Annotated in this window: 22 protein-coding genes; 10 read left to right on the top strand and 12 right to left on the bottom strand. The window is 33.0% G+C overall.

Annotated elements, in window-relative coordinates:
• Positions 1 to 877: 877 nt before the first annotated feature.
• Complete coding sequence (locus JOD96_RS10025; RefSeq protein ID WP_209564137.1) at positions 878 to 2,113, bottom strand: ABC transporter permease; 1,236 nt, start codon at positions 2,111 to 2,113, stop codon at positions 878 to 880.
• A 102-nt stretch (positions 2,114 to 2,215) separates the two neighbouring features.
• Entirely contained in the window at positions 2,216 to 2,710 is a 495-nt protein-coding gene (locus JOD96_RS10020) for a YkgJ family cysteine cluster protein (protein WP_209564136.1), read from the bottom strand.
• A gap of 74 nt (positions 2,711 to 2,784) precedes the next feature.
• Here JOD96_RS10020 and JOD96_RS10015 point away from each other — a divergent pair, with 74 nt between their 5' ends.
• Positions 2,785 to 3,492, top strand: a complete 708-nt coding sequence (locus JOD96_RS10015) for a class I SAM-dependent methyltransferase (protein WP_209564135.1) — start codon at positions 2,785 to 2,787, stop codon at positions 3,490 to 3,492.
• Positions 3,493 to 3,505: 13 nt separating this feature from the next.
• Positions 3,506 to 4,051, top strand: coding sequence for a YfiT family bacillithiol transferase (locus tag JOD96_RS10010; protein ID WP_209564134.1), 546 nt, complete (start codon positions 3,506 to 3,508; stop codon positions 4,049 to 4,051).
• Positions 4,052 to 4,124: 73 nt separating this feature from the next.
• Here the strand turns inward: JOD96_RS10010 and JOD96_RS10005 are convergent, their stop codons facing one another.
• The 8 genes from JOD96_RS10005 to JOD96_RS09975 form a co-directional block, all read right to left on the bottom strand.
• On the bottom strand, positions 4,125 to 4,757 hold the full coding sequence (locus JOD96_RS10005; RefSeq protein WP_209564133.1) for a 7-carboxy-7-deazaguanine synthase QueE: 633 nt from the start codon (positions 4,755 to 4,757) through the stop codon (positions 4,125 to 4,127).
• Positions 4,758 to 4,858: 101 nt separating this feature from the next.
• Positions 4,859 to 6,529 carry a tetratricopeptide repeat protein gene (locus tag JOD96_RS10000; protein WP_209564132.1) on the bottom strand — a complete coding sequence of 557 codons (1,671 nt, stop codon included), beginning with the start codon at positions 6,527 to 6,529 and terminating at the stop codon, positions 4,859 to 4,861.
• A 16-nt stretch (positions 6,530 to 6,545) separates the two neighbouring features.
• Complete coding sequence (locus JOD96_RS09995) at positions 6,546 to 7,469, bottom strand: PstS family phosphate ABC transporter substrate-binding protein (RefSeq protein ID WP_209564131.1); 924 nt, start codon at positions 7,467 to 7,469, stop codon at positions 6,546 to 6,548.
• A gap of 4 nt (positions 7,470 to 7,473) precedes the next feature.
• Positions 7,474 to 7,704, bottom strand: a complete 231-nt coding sequence (locus JOD96_RS22435; RefSeq protein WP_245188385.1) for a hypothetical protein — start codon at positions 7,702 to 7,704, stop codon at positions 7,474 to 7,476.
• Positions 7,704 to 8,504: an energy transducer TonB gene (locus tag JOD96_RS09990; protein WP_209564130.1), complete on the bottom strand. Its 801-nt coding sequence runs from the start codon at positions 8,502 to 8,504 to the stop codon at positions 7,704 to 7,706. The genes JOD96_RS22435 and JOD96_RS09990 overlap by 1 nt, the downstream gene beginning before the upstream one ends.
• Positions 8,505 to 8,542: 38 nt before the next feature.
• Entirely contained in the window at positions 8,543 to 9,115 is a 573-nt protein-coding gene (locus JOD96_RS09985; protein ID WP_209564129.1) for an ExbD/TolR family protein, read from the bottom strand.
• 19 nt (positions 9,116 to 9,134) lie between these two features.
• Complete coding sequence (locus JOD96_RS09980; protein WP_209564128.1) at positions 9,135 to 9,767, bottom strand: ExbD/TolR family protein; 633 nt, start codon at positions 9,765 to 9,767, stop codon at positions 9,135 to 9,137.
• Positions 9,768 to 9,817: 50 nt separating this feature from the next.
• Complete coding sequence (locus tag JOD96_RS09975) at positions 9,818 to 10,642, bottom strand: MotA/TolQ/ExbB proton channel family protein (RefSeq protein WP_209564127.1); 825 nt, start codon at positions 10,640 to 10,642, stop codon at positions 9,818 to 9,820.
• A 378-nt stretch (positions 10,643 to 11,020) separates the two neighbouring features.
• On the opposite strand from JOD96_RS09975, the gene JOD96_RS09970 reads away from it, so the two are divergent.
• Positions 11,021 to 12,541: a helicase HerA-like domain-containing protein gene (locus JOD96_RS09970; RefSeq protein ID WP_209564126.1), complete on the top strand. Its 1,521-nt coding sequence runs from the start codon at positions 11,021 to 11,023 to the stop codon at positions 12,539 to 12,541.
• A gap of 74 nt (positions 12,542 to 12,615) precedes the next feature.
• On the opposite strand, the gene JOD96_RS09965 is transcribed toward JOD96_RS09970, so the two are convergent.
• Entirely contained in the window at positions 12,616 to 13,956 is a 1,341-nt protein-coding gene (locus JOD96_RS09965; RefSeq protein WP_209564125.1) for an FAD-dependent oxidoreductase, read from the bottom strand.
• Between the two features lie 478 nt (positions 13,957 to 14,434).
• Between JOD96_RS09965 and JOD96_RS22430 the strand changes: the two genes are divergently transcribed.
• The 5 genes from JOD96_RS22430 to JOD96_RS09945 all read left to right on the top strand — a co-directional run bounded on the left by JOD96_RS22430 (position 14,435) and on the right by JOD96_RS09945 (position 18,053).
• A complete protein-coding gene (locus JOD96_RS22430) occupies positions 14,435 to 14,623 on the top strand; it encodes a hypothetical protein (RefSeq protein WP_245188384.1) in 189 nt (62 codons plus the stop codon).
• Between the two features lie 12 nt (positions 14,624 to 14,635).
• A complete protein-coding gene (locus tag JOD96_RS22425) occupies positions 14,636 to 15,028 on the top strand; it encodes a GNAT family protein (protein WP_317195287.1) in 393 nt (130 codons plus the stop codon).
• Positions 15,029 to 15,391: 363 nt separating this feature from the next.
• Positions 15,392 to 16,843, top strand: a complete 1,452-nt coding sequence (locus JOD96_RS09955; protein ID WP_209564124.1) for a serine hydrolase — start codon at positions 15,392 to 15,394, stop codon at positions 16,841 to 16,843.
• Between the two features lie 117 nt (positions 16,844 to 16,960).
• Positions 16,961 to 17,377, top strand: coding sequence for a DUF6157 family protein (locus tag JOD96_RS09950; protein WP_209564123.1), 417 nt, complete (start codon positions 16,961 to 16,963; stop codon positions 17,375 to 17,377).
• A 223-nt stretch (positions 17,378 to 17,600) separates the two neighbouring features.
• Positions 17,601 to 18,053, top strand: a complete 453-nt coding sequence (locus JOD96_RS09945; RefSeq protein WP_209564122.1) for a hypothetical protein — start codon at positions 17,601 to 17,603, stop codon at positions 18,051 to 18,053.
• Between the two features lie 112 nt (positions 18,054 to 18,165).
• On the opposite strand, the gene JOD96_RS09940 is transcribed toward JOD96_RS09945, so the two are convergent.
• On the bottom strand, positions 18,166 to 20,553 hold the full coding sequence (locus JOD96_RS09940; RefSeq protein ID WP_209564121.1) for a penicillin acylase family protein: 2,388 nt from the start codon (positions 20,551 to 20,553) through the stop codon (positions 18,166 to 18,168).
• Between the two features lie 102 nt (positions 20,554 to 20,655).
• On the opposite strand from JOD96_RS09940, the gene JOD96_RS09935 reads away from it, so the two are divergent.
• Positions 20,656 to 22,212, top strand: a complete 1,557-nt coding sequence (locus JOD96_RS09935; RefSeq protein WP_209564120.1) for a hypothetical protein — start codon at positions 20,656 to 20,658, stop codon at positions 22,210 to 22,212.
• A 165-nt stretch (positions 22,213 to 22,377) separates the two neighbouring features.
• A complete protein-coding gene (locus JOD96_RS09930) occupies positions 22,378 to 24,183 on the top strand; it encodes a hypothetical protein (protein ID WP_209564119.1) in 1,806 nt (601 codons plus the stop codon).
• Positions 24,184 to 24,214 lie beyond the last annotated feature (31 nt).

The raw sequence follows: 24,214 nt of genomic DNA, 5'->3' as shown, positions 1-24,214 counted from the left end.
CTTACGATTCCATTACTCTTATTCTTTTGTCTCGTTGTAAAACGAGACGGCTGTCAATTCAATATGTCTACGAACGTGTATTTCTTTTTTGTTTCGCTTGTTTCTCAAAGCGGGTGCAAAAGTAGAAAACTTATTTCAAACCGGCAAATGTTTTTTGAAGTTTTTTTTTAGAAAATTTCTTTTCCTTTTTCTTCTCAAACCTTACCAATCTCTCAATGAACTTTCCGTGTTTTGCGGGGTGCAAATGTAACATCCGTTTTCTAATCTCACAAGCTTTTTTGAATCTTTTTTTGAAAAATTTTTTCAGTCTTAATTCGTATTGCTTGTCAGTATATCAGGGAACGTGTGTCGTTGTTGCGGGTGCAAAAGTAGCACCTTTATTTACATTTACAAGGGTTTTTATTATATAATTTCAATCTTTTTTATAAGTTACTGGTCTGATGGTTTTTATAACAGAAAGTTTTTTTAGCCTTTTCAGGATTTGGCTCTTTGGGGCGATTTTACCGCAAAGATGCAAAGTTGTTTTTCTTTTTGAACCTGTATCCGCAAAGGTCGCAAAAGCTGGATTTCGCTTATCGTTGATTCTCGCAAAGATGTCAAGGCGCAACTATTCTTCCGGAAAAGATTATCTTCTTTTGAAACAGCTTCCCTAGCCCCGATAGAAGTGGAAATCCTTTTGTGTCTCGTTTCTTTAACGAGACACAAAAGATTGGAACGGATAGCGGGAAATAGCTCCTTATTAAAACCCAAATTTAATAATGTGTAAATATCCAATAATACTGTTATTATAGCATATAGTATACTTATACATCAGACATAAAAACAATCCGACAGGTATAAACTTGTCGGGTTATTTATAATAAATGTTATATTTAATTTAATCGAAGCGTATTGCTTTTACGGGAGATATCTTGGTAATTATATAGGAAGGAATTAATAGCACCAGGAAACAAACAGTTATTGTAAGCAAATTGAGCAATATGACATACACCCAATTTATATATACCGGAGCCTGATTAACATAGTAATTTTCTGGATTGAGCTGAATAACGCCAAATTGTTGCTGAATTAACAATAATGAAATTCCAATTAGGTTTCCCCAAAAAAGTCCTCTCATTATTAGATAAAAAGCATTATATAAAAATATTTTTCTTACTGTCCAGTTATTTGCTCCCAATGCTTTTAAAATTCCGATCATTTGTGTTCGTTCTAAAATAAGAACCAACAATGCTACTACCATATTTATAGTTGCTACTAAAATCATTACTGCAAGAATAACAATAATGTTAAAATCGAAAAGCTGAAGCCAATCAAAAATATAGCTGTATTTCTCTATTATGGTCTTAGTGTCTAAATCTGAAGAAGTTTGTTCGTAGATTTGGTTACCGGTCGTTTTGATATTATTAAAGTCTTTGACAAAAACCTCAAATGCACCGACCTGATCTGGACTCCATTTATTTATACGTTGTATATGGCGAATATCTCCTATTATATAAGTTGCATCAAAATCCTGAAAACCTGAATTAAAAATCCCGGTTATTTTGAATCGACGGCTATTTGGCATTTTACCTTGTTCTTCTTTAATAAAAAAGGTATTAAAATTATCACCAATTTTCAGATTAAGCCTATTGGCCAAAAATCTGGAAATGATAACTTCTTCATTTAAATTTTTGGAGAAATCCGGTAATTTTCCTTCTACTAAATATTCTTTAATATTATTCCAGTCATAATCTGAACCTACTCCTTTAAAAATTATTCCTTCAAAAGCATTTTCGGTTCTGATGATTCCAGCTTTACTAGCGATAGCCTGAATATGACTAACTTCAGGGACTGATTTAAAATCAGGATAAAAATCTTGGTTTTTAGAAATTGGAACAAGAGTTACTTCAGAATTATTGTTGTCATAATTGGAAATAATAACCTGACCATTGAAAGCAGAAACTTTTTCGCGTATCTTTTGCTGCAAGCCTATTCCTGTTGCAACTGAAACCAACATCATGATAATACCTATAGCGATAGCCGAAATGGCAATTTTTATAATTGGAGCCGAAATACTGCTTTTGAAATTTCTGGCAGTAATAAGTCTTTTGGCTATAAAATATTCTAAATTCAAATTTGGTGTCTTATATTAATATTGGATTTTATTAAGATTCAAAATTACAGCTAAAAAAGCAATAATGATTTGTTATTAAAACAATTTACAAAATATTTAATTCTACAAGGGCAATTTCTTTTTCATTTCTTCTACAATATTGTATGCCGCTGGACAGATTGCAACGTTCTTAAGTGTCAGATCTGAAATTTGATGAAATTTTTTGCGATCTGTATGTGGAAATTCTCTGCATGCTTTAGGCCGAACATCATAAATCATACAATAGTTTTCATTGTCTAAAAAAGTACAGGGCACACTTTTTAAGACATAATCTTTGTCTTCGTCAATTCTTAAATATTGGTCAATAAATTGTTGTGGCTTTTGTTTAAATGATTTGGAAATTCTTTCAATATCTGCGAGGGTAAACAAAGGCCCGGTTGTTTTGCAGCAATTAGCACATTTTAAACAGTCTGTTCGCTTAAATTCCTTATCATGTAATTCCTGCATGACATAATCTAAGTTTTTTGGCTGTTTCTTTTTAAGCTTATCAAAATACTTTTTGTTTTCGATATGCTTATCTTTGGCTAACTTATTTAAGTTATTTAAAATTTGTTTCAAGTTTAAAATTTAAAGTTGATGTGCAAAATTAAGCAACTTTGAACTTGAAACCCTAAACTTTGAATTAAAATACGATGAAAGATCTTTTTGGAAAAGCAATGTATGATTTTCAGACCAATAATTCTCCTGAGGATATTATTACAGAAACTTCAATTTCGGAAGAAGATGAAATGAGTGTTGATTATTTATTCCGCTCTTATAATGAAATGCCCAAAATTGAGCAAAAAGCCTTGCAATTGGCGAATGGAAAAGTTCTGGATGTAGGATGCGGAGCCGGGAGCCATAGTTTGTCACTGCAAAATGATCGCAATTTGGAGGTAACATCTATCGATATTTCCAACCATGCTATAGAAACCTGCAGGCTACGTGGAGTAAAAAATGCTAAAGTTCAAGATATTCTGGATTTTGAAGGTGAAAAATTTGATTCAATACTTTTATTAATGAATGGTGTTGGTATTTTTGGAAAATTAGAAAATTGTAATCAATATTTATTAAAACTAAAATCATTATTGAATCCTGGCGGTCAAATTTTATTAGACAGCTCTGATATTATTTATATGTTTGATGAAGATGAAGATGGCGGAAAATGGATTCCCTCGAATAATGATTATTATGGGGAACTTGTTTTTAACATTTCATACAAGGGAGAAAAGGAAGAACCTTTTAACTGGTTATATTTGGATTATAACACACTTCAGAATGCTGCTATTGCAAATGGCTTAAAGTGTGAACTTATAACAGAAGGAGAACATTTTGATTATTTAGCGAGACTTACTATATAAAAGCAGAAAAAATATGGAAGAATTAGATTTAGAAAAATTAAAATATCCAATAGGAAAATTTGAAGTGCCTTCAACCTATACATCCGAGTATATTTCAACTAAAATTGAAGAAATTAGAATTTTTCCTGAAAGAATTAAAAAGGAAACTCTTCATTTAAGCGATGAACAATTAGATACACGATATCGTCCAGGCGGCTGGAGTCTACGACAGCTTATTCACCATTGTGCCGAAAGTCACATGAATGGTTTTATTAGAACAAAATGGTCTTTGACTGAAAATATTCCGATAATAAAAGCGTATGATGAAGTAATATGGGCCGAATTGCCTGATAATCTAAAAATGCCGATTGCTCCTACCCTAAACTTATTAGAAGGATTGCATTATAGATGGACCTTTATTATGCAAAACTTATCAGAAACTGATTTACAAAAATCATTTATACATCCCGAAAATAATACTGAATACAGCATTAAACAAGTTATCGGAACATATGCCTGGCACGGAAATCATCATCTGGCACATATTACCAATTTAAAAAAATACAAAAACTGGAAATAAAAAGTTGTTTCATTTTTATACATGGTAAACACTTAATAAACAAAAAGTCTCTTCAGTTGAAGAGACTTTTTGTTTATGGTATATTTAAATATTTATGTGTCTGTAGTGAAACTCTCCATTTTGGATTATTCATAACATAATCAACAATTAATGGTGTCATTTCTTCTTTTTTGCTCCACTCTGGCTGAAGGAATAAAATTGCGTTACTATTTACAAGTTCAGCTTGTTCTTCTGCAAAAATGAAATCGTGTTTATTATGAATTATCACTTTTAGCTCATGTGCATTATCATATACCGTTTGAGTTGGCAATTTATTCTTTTTTGGAGAAAGGCAGATCCAATCCCAAGTTCCAGATAGTGGGTATGCCCCTGAAGTTTCAATATGAACTTTTAAGTTTTTTTCTTTTAATTGTTGTGTAAGCAATGTCATGTCCCAAGATAATGGCTCTCCTCCGGTAATTACTATAGTATTAGCATAACTTGCTGCATTTTTTACAATTAGATCTATACTAGTTGGCGGGTGTAATTCTGCGTTCCAACTTTCTTTGACATCACACCAATGACAACCTACATCACAGCCTCCTATACGTATAAAGTAAGCAGCTGTTCCTGTATGAAAACCTTCTCCCTGAATCGTATAAAACTCTTCCATTAAAGGCAACATAGCACCTTTATTCACTTCCAATTGTATTTCTTTTGATAACATTCTTTTATTTTAAAGTGCAAAGATAGTCATTTAAATACGGAACATAAAAAAACCGATAGTTCAAAGAAACTATCGGTTTGTATTTTTAATGTAAAACTTAATTATTTTAAAGCTTTTATAGATTGTGCAGCGTAAGTATTTGCTGGGTCTAAAACTAAAGTTTTATTGAAGTATTCAATTGCTTTAGCTTTATCTGTATTAGCATAACTTGCACCAATACTATTGTAAGCTTCAACTATTTTTTTAACTGTAGCTGGTTTAGCTAATTCCTCAGCACCTTTAGCAGTTATGTTAGTAACATACGTTTCATAGTTTTTGATAATCTGATCATCTTTTGACAACAAATTATTAATTCTTCCTTTATAAAGGTAAGCTTCATCATATGTAGGAGAAGCAACTAGCACTCTGTCAAAGGCAGCATCAGCTTTACCCAAAGCAGCAATAACATCCGGAGCAGTAGCAGTTTTGTTTACATTAGCATAATAAAGTGAAATACCATAGTAAACATTATCAGTCAAATAATTTTTTGATTCGGTATTAGCCGAACTTAATTCATATAATGCAGCAGCTTGCGCAAATTGCTTTTTACTAAACAATTCTTTACCGAAATCACCAAGGTCTTCAACTACTAAAGGCTCCAAAGCTACAGCTTTTTTAATTTCAGCTACACCAGCATCAAAAGCAGCAGGATCTACCACACCTTGCGCATCAGTTCCTTTTTTGATTTTAGCAAGACCTAAATATAAATAATCTCTTGCTATTATTTTATTTGTCGGCACTTTAATGTAATCTTCTAATGATTTGATGGCTACATCATAGTTTCCATTCTCATAAGCTGAATAACCTAAATATCTATAAATTCTCGGATTAACTTTATCTAATTCGATCATTTTGTTAGCTTCTGTCTCAAGAGCTTTATAATCTTTTACCAAGATTAGAAAATCAGCATGACGCATTCTAGAGTTAAGAGAATAGTCTGTAAGACTTAAATATTTTTCGTAATTTGTAATTGCTTTTTGCAAATTAGCAGTTGATGTCGAAGGTTTATTTCTTGCCCATTTGTAATAAGTTTCAGCAAGCTCTCTGTAAACAGGACCGTAATTAGCATCAAGTGCAATAACTTCATCAAAAGCTTTAATCGCTTCTTCATAAGATTTTGCTCCTTTTAACAATACACCTAATTGCATTTTAGCTCTTAATAAAGTTTTATCAGCTGTAAATGCATCACGATAAGCTTTGTAAGCATCATTTTGGTTATTTGCTCCATAATATGCATCCCCAATGGCTAAAAGAGCCGTAGCATTTTGCGGTTCGATTGCAAGAGCTTTTTGCAAGCTTGCAATTGCACTTTTATAATCAGGATTCACAGAATTCATATAAGCTCTACCAATGTAGATGAATTCGTTTACATCTTTCTTTTTAATATCTTTTGTAGCCAGACCAAAATTTGCCTGAGCCGCGGCAGTATTTTTATTATCAAGATCGATTTGACCTAATCCGATATAATTTAAGTGTTTTTTATCAGCTGCTTCAATTCCATTTAAGTAATAAATTTTAGCAGAATCAACAATAGCCTGATTTAGATACACATTACCTAAAACAAAATTAGCCTCTCCATCTGATGGCTTAGCTTTAATTATTGATTTTAACAATGACTTAGCTTTTTCAAATTGTTCAGCGTCGATTGCTTTTTTAGCTTGGTTGATGTCCTGCGCTTTTGCAACAGAAACTGAAGCAACTAAGGCAAAACTAAAAATTTTAAATTTATTCATCTTTATAGTAATTAATTTATTCTTTATCATTTATAATTTCACTTCTAATTTTAAGCTTTCTACTTGGAGTTTTTACAGGTAATAATCCAGATTTTAAAACTATTCGCTGTCCGATTTCACCAGCAATGAATGAAGCAAATCCCATTCCTAATCCGGTATATCCCTGACAATTTATAATATACAAATCACGTGCCAAAGGATATTTTAATTCTGCAAGATCATTTTGTGTTGGGTAATAATACGTATCATCTTTAAGCCCTTTTACACCCAGAACGTTAATTTTCTTCACTACATCAACCATATTCGGCGATGGTTGAGATAGCCAATTTACACCGACAACACCAATCATTCCGTCATTCTCTGAAACGAATTTTATAACTTCATCGTTTGTTTTGAATGAAAAAATACCTTTAGCAGGAATATTTTTGACTTTAGCCAAATCTTTCATGTAACGTACTGTACTTGAATTTGGATTGTCAAAAACTAATCCCTTGATTTTAGAATCAGCATTACCCTGAATAAAATCAATTACAGATTTTAACGCAATTAACGTATCATTATTGTTTTTATTCGAAATCAATGCTATCGCGTCTTTAGCAAACGGTGTCACCCTAGGATTTATTTTACTCTTGTCAAATCTGCTTTTTTCTTCCTGTGTCAAATCTCTTGTAGTTACGACTACTTTAGCTTTCTGATTTAACAAATCATTTATAAGTTCAGCTTCAGATTTGGGCTTAATTGAAATTTTAGCATCATAATAAGTTCCTTCAAATACAGCAATCTGATCTTCTACAATTGGCTTTACAGTTTCGTCAACAGTTATATCTAAAGATCCTTTTAAAATTGTTTCTCCATTAGATTCATTCTTGCTTGTTTGGTTACACATGGCAAACAAAAAAACAAAAGCAATCACTCCAAAAACTTTACTATACTTTAACATATTACTATTCTGAATTTGAATTAATTAATCTCAAAAATCGGATTGCTGAATATATAATCAATAGCCCTCCGAAAGCATATCTATATTTCCACTCCATGTCTAATGGTAATTTTTTCCAAAACATTATCATTAAACCAAGCACAAGATATATTAAAAAAAACAGTATTCCTAAAACAAGAAGAAATCGCTCTTTGAGCGATTTCTTCTGAATATTATTAAGCATATCTTTTAACATTATTCTGCAGATTGAATAGTAATAGGCAGTGAGTAAAGTACCCTAACTTTTTTACCATTTTGCTCGCCAGGAGTCCATTTTGGACATTTTTTAAGAACACGAATTGCTTCTGCTCCTGTACCGTAACCGATATCCCTTAAAACTTTAATGTCGGTTAATGAACCGTCTTTTTCAACTACAAAAGTAACGTAAACTTTACCTTTTAGACCTTCTTCTTCAGGAGTCTTATAATTGTTTCCTACAAATTTGTAGAATTTATCAATTCCTCCAGGAAAATCTGGTTTTACTTCGATACCAGCCGTGTTATAAACGTTGTTATCTTCTTCTACTACTGCTGCAACTGGTCCAGTTCCAACTGGTTCATCGACAGTAATTTTAGCATTCGGATCACCTTTAATAGTTTCAGAACCAACTTTCTTGTCTTTAATTTCTTCAATTTTTGGTGGTTCCTCAGTTACCTCTTCTGCTTTTGCAACTACAGGCTTCACAAACTTCACCTGATCCTGTTTTGGAGGTGGCGGAGGTGGTGGAGGCGTATTTGGTTTTACCTCTTCTTTTTTAGGAGGCATTTTTACCGTCGCAATCTTAATATCATTATTTACTTCTTCTTCACTAGAATCTGGTAAAAAACTAGCAATAAGAGGAGCTGCAACAGCAAAGCTGAAGATAATAGAACCAATGATAAGTGCTTTTACAGTCGTCTTACCGTTTGATTTTCTTAACTCATATGCACCATATATCTTATTACGTCCTTCAAATACGATATCAAGCCACTGATTTTTTATAATATCTAATTTCATTTTTCTTGATTATTAGGTTATTGACAAATAGATCGCTCTTATTTTGGCTCTAACAATTTCATTTCTTCAGGAGAAACATCATTTACAATAGCGTATGATCCAGTTTTACCAACTCCCACAATAGCCATTTCATCTAAAATATCAACTAAATTTCTGTATGTAGATTTTTTAGTTGGTTTGATGATAACTATAATACCGTCTTTAGGTTTTCCTTTAGCGGCAGAATATTCAAGAACTAATTTTCCTCTGGTCATTAATTCTCTGCGAATTCCGTCTTTACCATAAGTAAAATCTTTTGGTGCACCTCCGGCAACTGGCGCTTCCAATCTACCAACGTAACGCACCAATTTATTGTTTTCCCCTAAAAGAACAGTCATCGTACGATTCTCATCAACTTTTATATCAATGTTCTTGTCATCTTTTTCATCTTTATCTGGTAAAGATAAATCCATCGATTGAGGTTTTGACAACGATGTGGTCAACATAAAGAATGTGATCAATAAGAATGCCAAATCCACCATAGCCGTTAAATCGACTTTTGAGTTCTGCTTTTTACTTCTTACTTTACCACCTTTTCCGCCTCCACCGTCGCCGGTATTTAATTCAGCCATTTTAGTGTATCTTTTTTAATTAAAAGTCTTTTCCTCTCATACCTGTAACTAAGTTAAAGGAATTGATTTTTTGATCTTGTAAAATATCCATTATTTTTTTGATTTCAGGATATTCTTCTTTAGCATCTCCTTTTATTGCAATCTGCAATTCTTTAGTTCCACCACTTAAATCAATTGCAGCTCTTCTTGAAACTAAAAGCCACTCTTTTAATTGGTTATCTGTCGAATCGGTTGGAATACCAGGTTGATTTGCTTTTGTTCTATCACTCGCTTTCATATCAATGATTTGCTTTAGACTTGCTAATGGAACACCAAAGTCATCCATTAATGCAAATTTAGCCTGATCTTCTTCTGAGAAAGGAACGCCTAATTTATCGCCCATTCCTTCCAGAGTTTTTTTACGAAGATCTCTTCCTTTGATATCAAAAAATACTTTAGTTTTTCCGTCAGCACCTTTACCTACTGTAATAATAGCCAAATCTGTATCTGGCAATTTACTTTGTACAGTAGAAGAAGGAGTGTCAACTGGTAACGCCTCAGGTACTTTAGCAGTAGCGGTTAAGATAAAGAACGTAAGCAAAAGGAACGCAACATCACACATGGCAGTCATATCTGTCGATGTTGACTTCTTTTTCATTTTTATTTTAGCCATTATCTTTTATTTTTATAATTAATTGTAATTATTTAATAATTAAAAATTAATTATTGTTTCAAACTTCCTCTGAATCTTCTGTAAGTGTTTACAATTGTAGTACCAGCCTCATCAATTGAGTAAGTTAAATCATCAATCTTAGCAGTAAAGAAGTTGTAAGAGATAATTGCTAAAACTGAAGTAGAGATACCTGTTGCAGTGTTGATAAGTGCTTCAGAGATACCTGTTGCAAGAGCAGCCTGGTCTGGAGTTCCAGCAGAAGCTAACGCACCAAACGCTTTAATCATACCAGATACAGTTCCTAATAATCCTCCTAAAGTTCCTAATGATACTAAAGTAGAAATAATTGTCATGTTTTTTTCTAACATTGGCATTTCTAATGAAGTTGCCTCTTCGATTTCTTTGTGGATTACTTCTGCAGCTTCTTCACTGTTGAAACCTTCTTTTTTAACATCTTGGTATTTAATCAAAGCAGATTTAATTGCATTTGCTACAGAACCTTGTTGTTTGTCGCAAGCAGCAATTGCAGCTTCGATGTTTCCTTCTTTAATACTAGCCTGAACGTTTTTCATGAATTTATCCAAATTAGCTTTTCCAGCTGCTTTTCCGATAACAATATATCTTTCAATAGAAAACACAACCACCATTAAGAACATCCCTAATAATGCCGGTACAATGAAACCTCCTTTATATACCATCCCTAAAGTATTGATTGGGTGGCCTGTTTCAGGATTTCCACCTTCAAAGTTAGCAGGAGAACCCATAACGAATTTCCAAATTAAAAACCCAACTAAGATACACGCTACAATTATGATTCCAGTAATCATTCCTCCTCCATTTGAAGTGCTCTCTTTTTTAACTTTAACGTTTGCCATTTTTTTAAATTTTAATAGTTTTAAATAATTTTTATTTTTTAGTTATATTTAACTTGTAGAGGAGCAAATTTATACGTTTAGTTTAAATAAAAAAACTTTTTTTAATTTTATTGAAGGAAATTTAACGTCAATTTAAAAAATATCTCATTAATTTGCCGGCGTTCTTTTTTAGATAAAACAAAAAAAATAAGTATTTCTAGGAAAATTACAACGTTTTAGTCAATATTCAAACATTCCTTTGATATCTTCTTAAAAAGTTGCGAATTTTTTTTTTATTACAATTTTAATTGTAAAAAGCTTTTTCCTACTAAATAAAATTTTCAAATTGTTAAAAAAGAAAATAATACCCTTATAACCATCTAAATTACAAATAAAAACATGAGTAGGAAAGAAAATTTCATCCAGGATATAAACAATGGTTATTTATCTAAAGGTGACAGTATTATTTTAGGAGGTGCAATTCTTGACGGTGAGCCGCTTGGCGAAGCACATGTAAAGGTGCCTCTGAAAACTTTGAACAGGCATGGATTAATTGCCGGTGCAACAGGTACTGGAAAAACAAAGACAATCCAGGTTTTTTCAGAACAATTATCAAACTTGGGAATTCCTGTCCTGATGATGGATATAAAAGGTGATTTTAGCGGTATTGCAAAAGAAGGAAAAGAGGAAGGTTTTATTACAGAACGGCACGCCAAAATTAATATACCTTATAATATAGCTGCATTTCCAGTGGAGTTAATGTCTTTGTCAAAACAAAACGGGGTCCGCCTGCGCGCTACGGTTTCTGAATTTGGCCCAGTATTGTTTTCACGAATTTTGGATCTAAATGATACCCAGGCTGGTGTTGTATCTGTTATTTTCAAATATTGTGATGATAATAACATGCCGTTGCTGGATTTAAAAGACATTAAAAAAGTTATCAATTATATTACAGAAGAAGGCAAGGATGAAATAACAGCGAGTTATGGTAAAATCTCTACTGCAACCACGGGAACAATTCTGAGAAAAATAATTGAACTGGAACAACAGGGTGGTGATTTGTTTTTTGGTGAATTATCTTTTGAAATTGATGATTTGATGCGTATTGATGAGAATGGAAAAGGGTATATTAATATTATTCGTCTAACTGATATTCAGGACAAACCAAAATTATTCTCCACTTTTATGCTGAGTTTATTGGCAGAAATTTATCAGCAAATGCCTGAAAAAGGTGATGCAGAACAGCCGGAGCTTATAATTTTTATTGATGAGGCACATTTAATTTTTAATGAAGCTAGTAAAGCTCTTTTAGAACAAATTGAAACTATTGTAAAACTAATTCGCTCAAAAGGTGTTGGAGTGTATTTTGTAACTCAAAACCCTATGGATGTTCCGAGTGGTGTTTTGGCTCAGTTAGGTTTAAAAATTCAGCATGCTTTAAGAGCTTTTACTGCAAATGACAGACAGGCCATTAAAAAAACAGCTGATAATTATCCAACTTCAGCTTATTATAAAACTGATGAACTGCTTACCAATTTAGGAATTGGAGAAGCCTTAGTAACAGCACTTAACGAAAAAGGAGTTCCTACACCTCTTGTTGCCACGATGATGCGGGCACCAATGAGCAGAATGGATATTTTATCTCCTGAGGAAATCGAATCGATTAATAGTAAATCAAAACTGGTAAAAAAGTACAATGAAGAGATTGACCGCGAAAGTGCTTACGAAATTCTGACCAAAAAAATAACAGATGCCCAACAAGCAAGTGCAGAGAAGGAAGAAGAACAATCTCCTCAAAAACAATCTAAGTCAGAACCAAGCACAGCAAGTGTTGTAGGCAAATCTGTTTTGAAGGTCGTGACAAGCGCTACTTTTATAAGAGGTGTTTTTGGAGTGTTAACCAAAATATTCAAAAAATAAAATTATTTACCTATATAAGTATATAAGTTCATTAAATAAAGTTTACATGAACTTATATACTTATTGGTTTAGAACTATTTTTCAAGCAGTTCTAAAATTTTATTATCGATTTCGGGAGTGTTCCAGATATTTTCAATATTATCGATTCTTAAAATCTCTTCCATAATTCCGTTTTGGAAATCTCCTATTGCTAATGCCTCAGCATAAGGGCGGTCACTAAAGGTTACGCGACTGTATAACGGAATCCATTTGTCGGGGAATTTATCTGAAAATGCCTTTTCTATTTTCTTCTGAAGCAGGAATTTCTCATCGGCGGTTTTAGTGCTCATTTCCATGAAATTTCTATACGAAAGTTCTGCAATAGCATCGGCATTTGGTTTGCGTGAGATCTGATACTCTGAGAAAATTTTCTTCCAGTCATCTCCATATTTTTCAATCATTTCATTCAAAACCGTAATGTCCTCAAAACCGGCATTCATTCCTTGTCCGTAAAAAGGAACAATAGCATGACAGGCATCACCTATCAAAGCAATTTTATCTTCGTATGTCCACGGAAAGCATTTCATGGTAACCAGTGTACTGGTTGGATTTTTAAAGAAGTCATTTGCCAGTTCGGGAATTACTTCAATCGAATCGGGGAAATTTTTCTCAAAAAAACTCTCCACCATTTTGCGGTCCGTCAAAGAGGCAAAAGAGTTTTCTCCTTCAAAAGGCATAAATAATGTACACGTAAAACTTCCGTCAAGATTAGGAAGCGCAATCAGCATGTATTCACCACGCGGCCAAATATGAAAAGAATTTTTATCTAATTTATGTGATGCATCAGAATTTGCCGGAATATTCAATTCCTTATAGCCCATATTCAAAAATTCCTGAGAATAATTAAACATGCTCTGACGCTGCATTCTGTGTCTTATTCTTGAAAAAGCACCATCGGCACCAAAAACCATATCAAATTTTTTCTCCTCCCACTCTCCTCTTTCTGTTTCGCCAATATGCAAAGTGGCATCACTCAGCGTAACATCCCAGATTTTTTGCTCGAAGAAAAATTCAGCTCCGGCCTGCTCGGCAAGATCAATCATTTTCCTGTTTAACGTTCCTCTTGAGATCGAATAAATTGACTCGCCTTCCTGTCCGTAATTCTGGAAGTTTAGCTTATCTACCAAATGAATCGCGCGTTTGTCCATCGGAATTGCAATTTCCCGAACCGAATCACCGACACCAACACCATCAAGCGCTTTCCAGCCACGATTGGACATTGCCAGATTAATAGAACGGCCAGAGAAATTTATATTTCTGATATCGGGACTACGATCATAAACATGAACGGTATGCCCGGCTTTTTTAAGATAAATTGCCAGCAACGATCCTACAAGTCCAGAACCAACAACAGCAATTTTTAATGAAGTTTGCATCGAGGAAAATCTAATATATTGGGTCGTAAAAATAAGTAATAATTATTCATAAGCTTTAAAATAAAGCAATTATTTGCCCTAAAACCTAATATTTACGTGGGCATGACCCGCCGAAAAGCGGGCCGGATTATCCATTATATTCCCAATTAACAAAAACTATGGCTAAAAACCCTGGTTTTCTAAATCGGGAAATGCCGTTTCTATACCTCATGCAAGACTCGTTTTCATAACAAAATCCTGTTTTTATAAATTTATTAGGAATATAAAAAGGACTACTTTCGTTGAAGAAATAATCTCACAAAGACGCAAAAACACAAAGTTTCACGCTTGTCATCCTGATGGAATAAGGATCACAGATATAACTCTACAAAGATTGGTGAATTTCGGTATGGAGGTCCAGTGTGATCCTTCCTTCGTCAGGATGACAAAAATGTGAAACTTTACGGCTTTGTGACTTTGTGCCCAAAACTTTAAACCAATGAATAGTGAATTGTTACAATCAAAAATCATTCTGGAAAATGAAAAAGCTCTATTAATTCCTTTTGAAAACGAAAGAAACACCGAACTCAAAGAAATTATTTTTGATGATGAAATCTGGAAATATATGGGAATGTATGTTCGAAACAATGAGGATTTTGAAAATTACATCCAAAATACATTAATGTAAAAAGCAAACGGAATTTGTTATCCGTTTTTAATTATTGATAAGGCTACAAACCAAGTTGCCGGAAGCACGCGTTACGGCTATTTAAATCATGCGAGCCAAAAATGCGAAATTGGCTGGACCTGGTACGGCAAAGATTTTCAGAGAACTGGTCTAAACAAAGCCTGTAAATATGAATTATTGAATTTTGGTTTCGAAAAAATTCAGTTTAATAGAATACAATTCAGTGCCGATCTTGAAAATACAAGATCCCAAAATGCTATTGAAAAACTGGGCGCCGTAAAAGAGGGTTTATTTAGAAACAATTATATCGATTCTGAAGGAAAGAGCAAAGACGATGTCTATTATAGCATTATTCTTGAAGAATGGGAGAATACAAAATGTGAATATTTCGGGGAGTTTGTTTGAATATAATAACTAAAAAAAAAGCTTATTTTAATCATTTTTAAGACAATTAAATTTGTTCATAATTGGAAAAGAAATAGCACCGATTAGAAATGAAAAGAATTGTTAAGTTACGAACACAGACCTTATAAAAACTAGTATTTAGTGTCTGTTCGGATATTTTTTCAGGAAAGTGATAAAAAAAATGGCTCAAAGTTGAAACCAAATCGCAATTCAGTCGTCTAACATTTTAACACCTGGATTTATTCAAGTAAAAAAAATCGTACTTTCGATTTAGTTTATTGAATTTCTAATTGTTACAAGGTTTCAGTCATCAATCAAAAACGAATCATTTCACTAATCTTAAACCCATAATTATCAATCAGTATGAAAAAATCAATCAAACTAATCGTGCTTTGTGTACTATTGCAGCTTGCTTCAGTCAGCATTTTTGCACAAGACAAAGCCAGGCAAATCGACGATCTTTTAAGTAAATACAATGAATACGGACAATTTAATGGTTCGGCATTGGTTGCTGAAAACGGAAAAATTATTTTTAAAAAAGGTTTTGGCCAGGCTAATATGGAATGGAATATTTCAAATCAGCCCGACACCAAATTCAGACTAGGATCTATTACAAAACAATTCACTGCTTTTTTAATTGTAAAACTGGCCGAAGAAGGAAAACTAAAACTTGATGTTCCTATCACAACCTATCTGCCAGATTATCCAAAAGAAAATGGCGATAAGATAACCATTCATCATTTAATTACACATACATCCGGAATTCCCAATTATACTTCTGCGCCAAACTTCCTTAAAGAAAAAAGCCGCAACCCAAGTACTCCTGAAGAGTTTGTAAAAACGTTTAACAAGTTGCCTTTGGATTTTAAACCGGGTGAAAAATTCAGTTACAGTAATTCCGGCTATTTTTTACTGGGTTACATTATCGAAAAAATAACAGGCAAAACATACGAGCAGTACTTACAGGAAACTATTCTTACACCTTTAAAAATGGCAAACACCGGTTTTGACCATAGCGAAGTTATACTTAAAAACAGAGCCGCAGGTTATGAGAAAAAAGGAAAAAGCTATGTTAACTCTTCTTTTATTGATATGAGTATTCCGTATGCAGCAGGATCTTTATATTCAACTGTCGAAGATTTATATCTATGGGACCAGGCTCTTTATACTACTAAACTGCTTTCAGAAAAATCAATGGAATCTCTGTTTAAATCTTATATCTCTTTTGGAGATGAATCATATGGATACGGATGGTTTTTATCTGAAGAAAAAATTGGCGATAAGCAATATAAAATTATAGAACATGGCGGGGGCATTAACGGATTTAATACGATTATTTCCCGCGTGCCGGCTGATAAAAATTTAGTTGTTTTGCTAAATAATACTGGCGGAACAATTTTAGGCGAAATGAATGAGGCTATTCGTGCTATTTTATACAATCAAACTTATGACCAGCCTAAAAAATCAATGGCGATTGAACTTTTAGATGTGTTTTCAGAACAAGGTGTAAAAGCCGGTACAGAATTGTATGAAAAACTAAAAAAAGATCCAACATACAGCATCAAGGAAGGCCATATAAACAATATTGGATATCAACTGCTTGGAAGCGGAAAAAAGAAAGAGGCTATAGAAGTTTTTAAGATTAATGTAGAAACTTTCCCGAAATCTGGAAATGCTTATGATAGTTTAGGGGAAGCGTATTTAGCCGATGGTGATAAAAAACTGGCGATAACTAATTATTCAAAATCTGTTGAACTGGATCCGACAAACGAAAATGGAAAAAAAATATTAGAAGAAATATCTAAGAAAAAATAATCTCTAAATAATAGTATAATAAACTCCGACAATACAGATTTTGAATTTGTTTGGCGGAGTTTTTATTTGAAAAGCATTATTTTAGCTAAACAATTTTTATGCCTTAAACTGATTAAGATGAAAGTTCATACCACCAATTACGAGAATACTTTTATAGAAGTTGCAGAAGATTGTCCTGCAATAAGCGGCGAGGTTCCCAAACAGAAAGGTGATGCAAAAACTGTAGCCTCTATTGCGTTTGAAATGATCAGTCAAAATCCTTATAAATATACTTCAGATGATGTTTTGTTTCAGGTTTTTGCAGACAAAAATGATTTAACTAAATCAGAATATGAAGATGCCCGAAAAAAATTCTTTTCCAAAGGACAAGCGTGTTTAAGAGCTTCGCCTTTGACAAAACGTTACGGCTGGGGCATTCACAATAATGAAAAAGGAAAAATTGCTCTTTTTGGCAGAGAAACAAAAGAATATGAGGAACTCTCAAAAGATCAGAATTTGAAAGTCGTAAAAGCAATGAGGACTTCAAGAAAATAATGCAAATACAGATAAATTTTACATAAACAGTAATCGATATCTTACGAACTCTGACAATACAAATTCAAAAGTGTATTCTCAGAGTTTTTTTGTTTGAAAATTATTTTTATCCTAAAAATTAAAGCAAAAAAATACTATTTTAGCCGTGCCCAAAAACATTTTTTATAATCCCAAATCAACTCTATTTACGTCAGGTAAAAGTTGTGAGCAATTTTGAAAACCTATGAAGAATTTAAAAAAGTATGCCTTTTTAGTTTTAGTATTATCTATGTTTATTCCTTCTGTTTGTACTTCACAAACTTCTGCCGCAAAAGCACCAATGCCTTCCCAACAAAATACTATTATAGTCAACAAAATTATTGAAGCTACTAATTATAAAACTTATTTTGTTGATTATTGCTTAAGTAAAGTAAATGAAACGGCTTCTAAGGAGAATTGGAATGATCAAAAAACCATGCAAATTACAGAAACCATCAATTTTAAAAATTTTAGAGACGCTGTTTATAATATGTTTGCTTTTTATAATGAGGTAGAATTAGAGACTTTATTAAAAGCTTACGAGAAAGATAGTGCATATCAAAGTACAAATGCGATGACAACAAACAAAGTCCTTCTTAACAATCTGGACATTTATGCCAGGGATGTGGTTATGGGGAAATATTTAAATATCAAGTAAAAAAAAGGGAATAAAGTTTTAGAACTTTATTCCCTTTTTTTTTAGGTTCAGAGTTACAGAGGAACAAAGGATCAAAGGTTTAACTCTGAAAATTGAAAACCTGAACCTGCACTTATTTCTTTGGTTTAAAAACCAGTTTTGTTGATGTCTTTATGATTTCTTCTTTGTTCAGTTTCATTTTTCTGAATTTTCCGGCGTTATACATTTCTGCCTGATCATTGTAATGTTTACTAAACTGATTTCCGGATTGTCCGGTTGGGAGAATGCTCCAACTGTTTTCGATATCCGAAAAATCTACGATTCTTCTTGTTGACGGTCCTCCTTTTACATAATATCTCCCATCATCATTATAACCAAAGAACTGGTTATTAATTACCTCATTTGAGCCTGGGGCTGCAAAAGGTCCAACATCAAATAATTTTCTCAGAGCTGCTACTTTTCCCAACGGATGTTCGTGCTCTACAGTGTGAACTTTCCCCCAATTCCATTCCATTATCGAATTTCCTAATTGTTTTTGAAGTTCTGTAATTGCCTGATGAAATGATTTTGAGATAATTTCTGTTCTGGTTTCCTTTACATTTTTCGTTTTGATATTATCCCACCAAACAGAATTTTCATTAGAGACTTGTCTGGCAATAATTTGTTTTCCTAAATGTGTACCCAGAAATAAATTAAAATTATCTTCACCCATTTCATCTTCAAACGTATTTTTCAGATACAAATAAATCCATTTGCTGTATATTGTTGGTGCAACGTCTTCTATATTATGAGTTCCTTTCCATGATTTTAAAACTGAAATTGCCTTTTTTTCTTCGTCAGAAAGCGAATTATTATTCACATTAGAAATTAAACTTTCTACTGTTCCTGTGACAACCGGAGACGTATTGTCATAAATCATCTTGCTGATTTCTTCTTTATCCCAATCTGATTTTGGTTCTAATAGCGCAGAAATCCTTTTCGCACGATCTTCAGGCAAATAGTATCCCGGATATAAATAACCATCAATAGCTTCCGGCTGGTTATTGGCAGAATAAACATAGCCCCATTCTGGATTTTCAGCCGATGGATTTTTAGAAAAATCCAGATACTCTGTTATATCATCTTTACCGCTGGCGCCATCCAGAATAAAAAAAGAACTAACACCTTTATTGTGTTTATAAAGTTTTCCTGTTGCCCACCATGCTACATTGCCTTTTGCATCTCCATACATTACATTCAATCCGGGAGCTGCAACCAATTTTACGGCATTTCTAAAATCGTCTTTGCTTTTAGCATGCGAAAGCCCGTAAACGGCATCCAGAATCTGAATGGGCTGTTGGGTATAAATCCACGACATTGCAATTGGGTTTTTACGATCTAATCTTTCGAGTAAATCATTCATAATTGGTCCATGACGGCTGGATTTCAGTGTCAGTACAACATCAGATGTGTCTTTTACTTTAATGGTTTTCTTTCTTATTTCATAAGTACTAAAACCGGTCGGAGTATAATATTGGTTTGGATCCCCTGCTTTATTCTTTTCCTGATAAAAATCGATATCATCATTTTCAAACATGGTTAATCCATATGCATAATCGCGATTGTGGGCCAATAACGGAAATGGAGTTCCGGCAAGATAACAACCATACAATTCATATTGGGGCGTGACAAGATGTGCCTCATACCAGGTTCCGGGCTGTGAAAAACCAATATGCGGATCATTGGCAAAAATTACTTTTCCTGTTTTTGTTTTATTTGGCCCGACAACCCAACTGTTACTTCCTACAAATGGTGGAATCGGTGATTGCTCCAGTAATGCTGCAACCGATTTTGAAATTGTAGTGTATTCTTTCAGGTTTTCCTTTGCGCTTTTAAGCTGTGTTGTATTAAACTTCCCTTCAATTCCTAAATCCTTTAAATATTCAGCCCCGTATTTATTGCGAATGTCTGTTAATAAAGGATCTGTTTTTTGAGCCATTGCAAAACTGAAAGACATATATCCAAAAATATTATAAACATCCTTTATGGTAAATTTTTCTTTTTTCACACCAACCAACGTAAATTCAAGTGGTGTTGTACCTTCTTCCAAATACTGGTTAATTCCGTCCAGATATGCCATTGTCAACTGATAACTCTGACTGCTTTTATCTAATTTAGAAATGGCTTTTGCCGAAGCTTCTTCGATGCCAATTCCAGAGAAAAATTTATCATTTTTGAGCGCAACCGATCCGAAAATTTCAGACAATCTTCCTGGTGCGATGCGTCGCAATAATTCCATTTGCCATAATCTTTCCTGTGCATGTACATAACCTAAAGCTGTCATGGCATCTTTTTCTGATTCGGCATAAATATGAGGAACTCCAAAATCATCAAAATAGACTGTTGTTTCTTTCTGTAGATTTTTCAGCTCTAACTCTCCGTCATATTTGGGTTTTAGATGAAAGATATAGCCGCACAGAGCAATTCCCAGAACTACAATTAACACCACTAAAACCAAAAGGATTTTTTTAATTTTTTTCATATTTAAAATTGAATCATAAATAATGTAATTTCATAACAGAATCATGTAAAAACATATTCTTTTTAAAAGCCTAAATTTATGTATTTAAAACCAATACCATAAATGTCTATCTATAAAAAAATAGCTATAGGAATAATTTCTCTATTTGTTTTTGTAATTTTAATCAATATCGGTCTCAATTATTGGATAAAAAAACAATTGCCAATAATCATACACGAGAAAAATAAAACTGCCTACAATATTAATTACGAGAAAATTGAAGTGTCACTTATTTCTCAAAATATCTACGCAACAACTTTGCTTGTTCATCCAAAAAATGAACCTAAAGACAGTAAAAACGGGTTGTTTACAAAAATAGAATCAGTCACAATTAAACATTTTAATATCTGGGATCTGGCATTTCGCGATATCATTCAGGCCGAAAGTATTATCATAAACAAACCCCGGGTAATTTTATACAAGAAAGGTGAAAAATTACTGAACAACAGCAAAAGCATTAAAAGTGAAATAGTAGACCCTTTTCGAAAAATAATTGCTGTTCGAAATATTTACATAAACGACGGTGCTGTTGATGTAGTTTCATTAGATACAAACAAACCGATACTGAATGTCAAAAAAATTATCCTAAAACTTGAAGGAATCCTGATTACAGATACCACTCTAAAAGAAAAAATTCCGCTTCAATATGAAAAATATACCTTAGTTTGCGATAGCATTTATTATAAACCAAGTCAGTTTTACCATTTTAATATTGGAAAAATCGCTACTGAAAATAATTATTTAAAAATCAATAATTTTTCATTTCTTCCAGAATATTCAAGAAAAGTTTTTGTACAAAAACTTGAAAAAGAAAAGGACATCTATACTATAAAATTAGATTCTGCCGAAATCAATAAAATGGACTGGGGTTTTAAAAATGATCGTTTTTTCTTTAAGGCAAATTCGATTGTTATGAATCACGTTGATGCCAATATTTACAGAAATAAAATACCAAAAGATGATCTGAGCAAAAAACATCTTTACAATGCTTTGTTACGTAAAATTAAATTTCCGTTGCAGGTCGACACTTTACAAATAAAAAAATCAAAATTGGTTTATGAAGAAGAAATTAATTTTACGAAAGGTCCGGGTGTTTTAAATTTTGACCACTTTAATCTGCGTGCCTTAAATCTGAAAAGCGGCTTTGGGCTAAAAAAAACAGCGGATGTGAAGATTAAAATCAACTGCCTGTTTATGAAAGATTCCCGTCTCGATGTAAATTGGAATTTTAATATTCTGGATCTTAAGGACAGTTTTCATATTGAAGGAGTTATTTCGAATTTTAACGTCGCGGCGATGGAAAGATTTTCAAAGCCTTATATGAACACCACTTTTTCGGGAACTTTCAAAAAATACCATTTTAACTTTTATGGTAATGACGATGTTTCTAAAGGAAATGCCTCACTGGAATATGATGATTTGAAGGTGAAATTGTTTAAAAAGAAAAAACCGGAAAAAGAAGCCAAACTGAAATCTGCGATTGTTAATTTACTGGTCAAAAATGATTCTGACGAAAAACCAAAAAATGCAGATGTTGAATTAGAAAGAATTAAGGAAAAGTCGTTTTATAACTTTTTATGGCGAAGCATTGCAGAGTCTTTGAAGAAGATTTTGATTTAGGGTTATTTACTTTCGCCACGAATTACACTAATTTTTAGTATCATAAAATTTTTAATTCGTGAAAATTAGTGTAATTCGTGGCAAACAATCTTTCTAACCTGACAATTATCAGGTTTTGAAAAAATATTTTTCTTTTCATTTGTTTTTATTTTAATCTGAAAACACATGACAAAAAATCCTTTACACACTTTTCATATTCCTGTAATGGGTCTTGCCTATACGATAGATAGCCCGATACGAGTGGCACAATACGGAATTTCGTCTGTTGTATCAATTGCAGATGATGATTTAATCGAAAAGATGCGTAATTTTTACAGCACTAAATTCAATATTCCATACGAAGAAATAAGTCAGAAATTTCACGATTATCGCGCCGAAAGAATTACTTCATATCTAAACCTGGTTGACAAAATCGTAAAGCAAAAATTTGAAAGTTTTAAAACTGAATTAACAGAAAGTAAAACCGCTTTGGAGAACTTTATGTCGATGCTGCCCAATTCTTCAGACATTAAAAAAGGTTTTCAAAACTTACTGGATGACGGAATTTCTTTTAAAGAAAATATTCAGCATTATATCGAGTCACACCTTTTCCCCGGTGAAATTGATGTAAATATTATGACGAAATTAGACAAGGATAATTTCAAAAAAAACGAACAGCTTCCAATTGAGTTTAATGATGCACATGCTGCCTTAAGAGGATTTGCTCATAGCAACCTTACTTCTTCTGTTGTTCTTTCTGCCGGAATGAATCCCAGACTTTATAGTTATTTTGAAAATTTTAAAGATTTTTATCCCGACATGAATAATAAGCTTAAAAAGAAAATTATTCTTAAAGTAAGCGATTTTCGATCTGCTATGATTCAGGGTAATTTCCTAGCTAAAAAGGGACTTTGGGTTTCTGAATACCGAATTGAATCCGGATTAAACTGCGGCGGACATGCATTTGCAACAGAAGGATTGCTTTTGGGGACGATTTTAGAAGAATTCAGGCAAAAAAAACAAGAATTAGCACAATCATCACACGAATTGATGATTAAGGCGCTACAGCTAAAAAATATGCCTTTTCCCGAACAGCCGCTGGCTACAAAAATTACCGTTCAGGGCGGAATTGGAACTGCGGAGGAACATGAATTTTTATTAGAGACCTATCAAGTAGATTCTGTGGGTTGGGGATCTCCTTTTTTATTGGTTCCCGAAGCTACTTGTGTAGATCAGGAAACAAGAAATTTATTGATGAAGGCCAAAGAAGAAGATCTATACTTAAGTAATATCTCTCCATTAGGAGTTCCTTTTAATTCTTTGAAAGGCACATCAAATGAAATCCTCAAGCAAAAACGAATTCAGGATAATAAAGCGGGGAGTTCCTGCCCTAAACGTTTTTTGGCTTTAAGCAAAGAGTATGACAAAACAGGAATCTGTACGGCTTCAAAAAAGTACCAGGATATAAAACTACAGGAGTTAGAAAATTCAAAAGATACCATTTCAGTCTCTTATTATGAAAAAGTAAAAACACAGATTACCGAAAAATCCTGTCTTTGTGTTGGTCTTGCTAACGCTTCATATCTCGAAAATAATATTAAGATAAAAGGTCAGGCGCAGGGCGTGGTAATATGTCCGGGACCAAATATGGCCTATTTTGACCAGGAAGTTTCACTAAAGGAAATGATACAGCATATTTATGGAAAAAAATCTGTTCTTTGTGATTTCGACCGGCCAAATGTTTTGGTTAAAGAATTAAAAATGTACGTGGATTATTTTAGAAATGAAATTGAAAGTATTTCGGGAGAAGTGACTTCAAATCAGCTAAAAAAATGGAATACATTTAAATCCAATCTTTTTGAAGGCATTGAATATTATCAGAATTTGTTAGAATCAACATTCTATTTTAAAACTGATCTCCACAAAATTAAAGAACAATTCAATTTCTATAAATCGGAATTAACAGCGATTAAAATTCCGGAAAATTGCTAAAAACTAAAACCCCGGGAACATGTGTTTCTGG

The organism is Flavobacterium sp. 1355 (genome assembly GCF_017833415.1).
Lineage (GTDB): Bacteria > Bacteroidota > Bacteroidia > Flavobacteriales > Flavobacteriaceae > Flavobacterium.
Note: the sequence above shows the minus strand (reverse complement) of the source record. Positions and strands in the feature narration are given on the sequence as shown.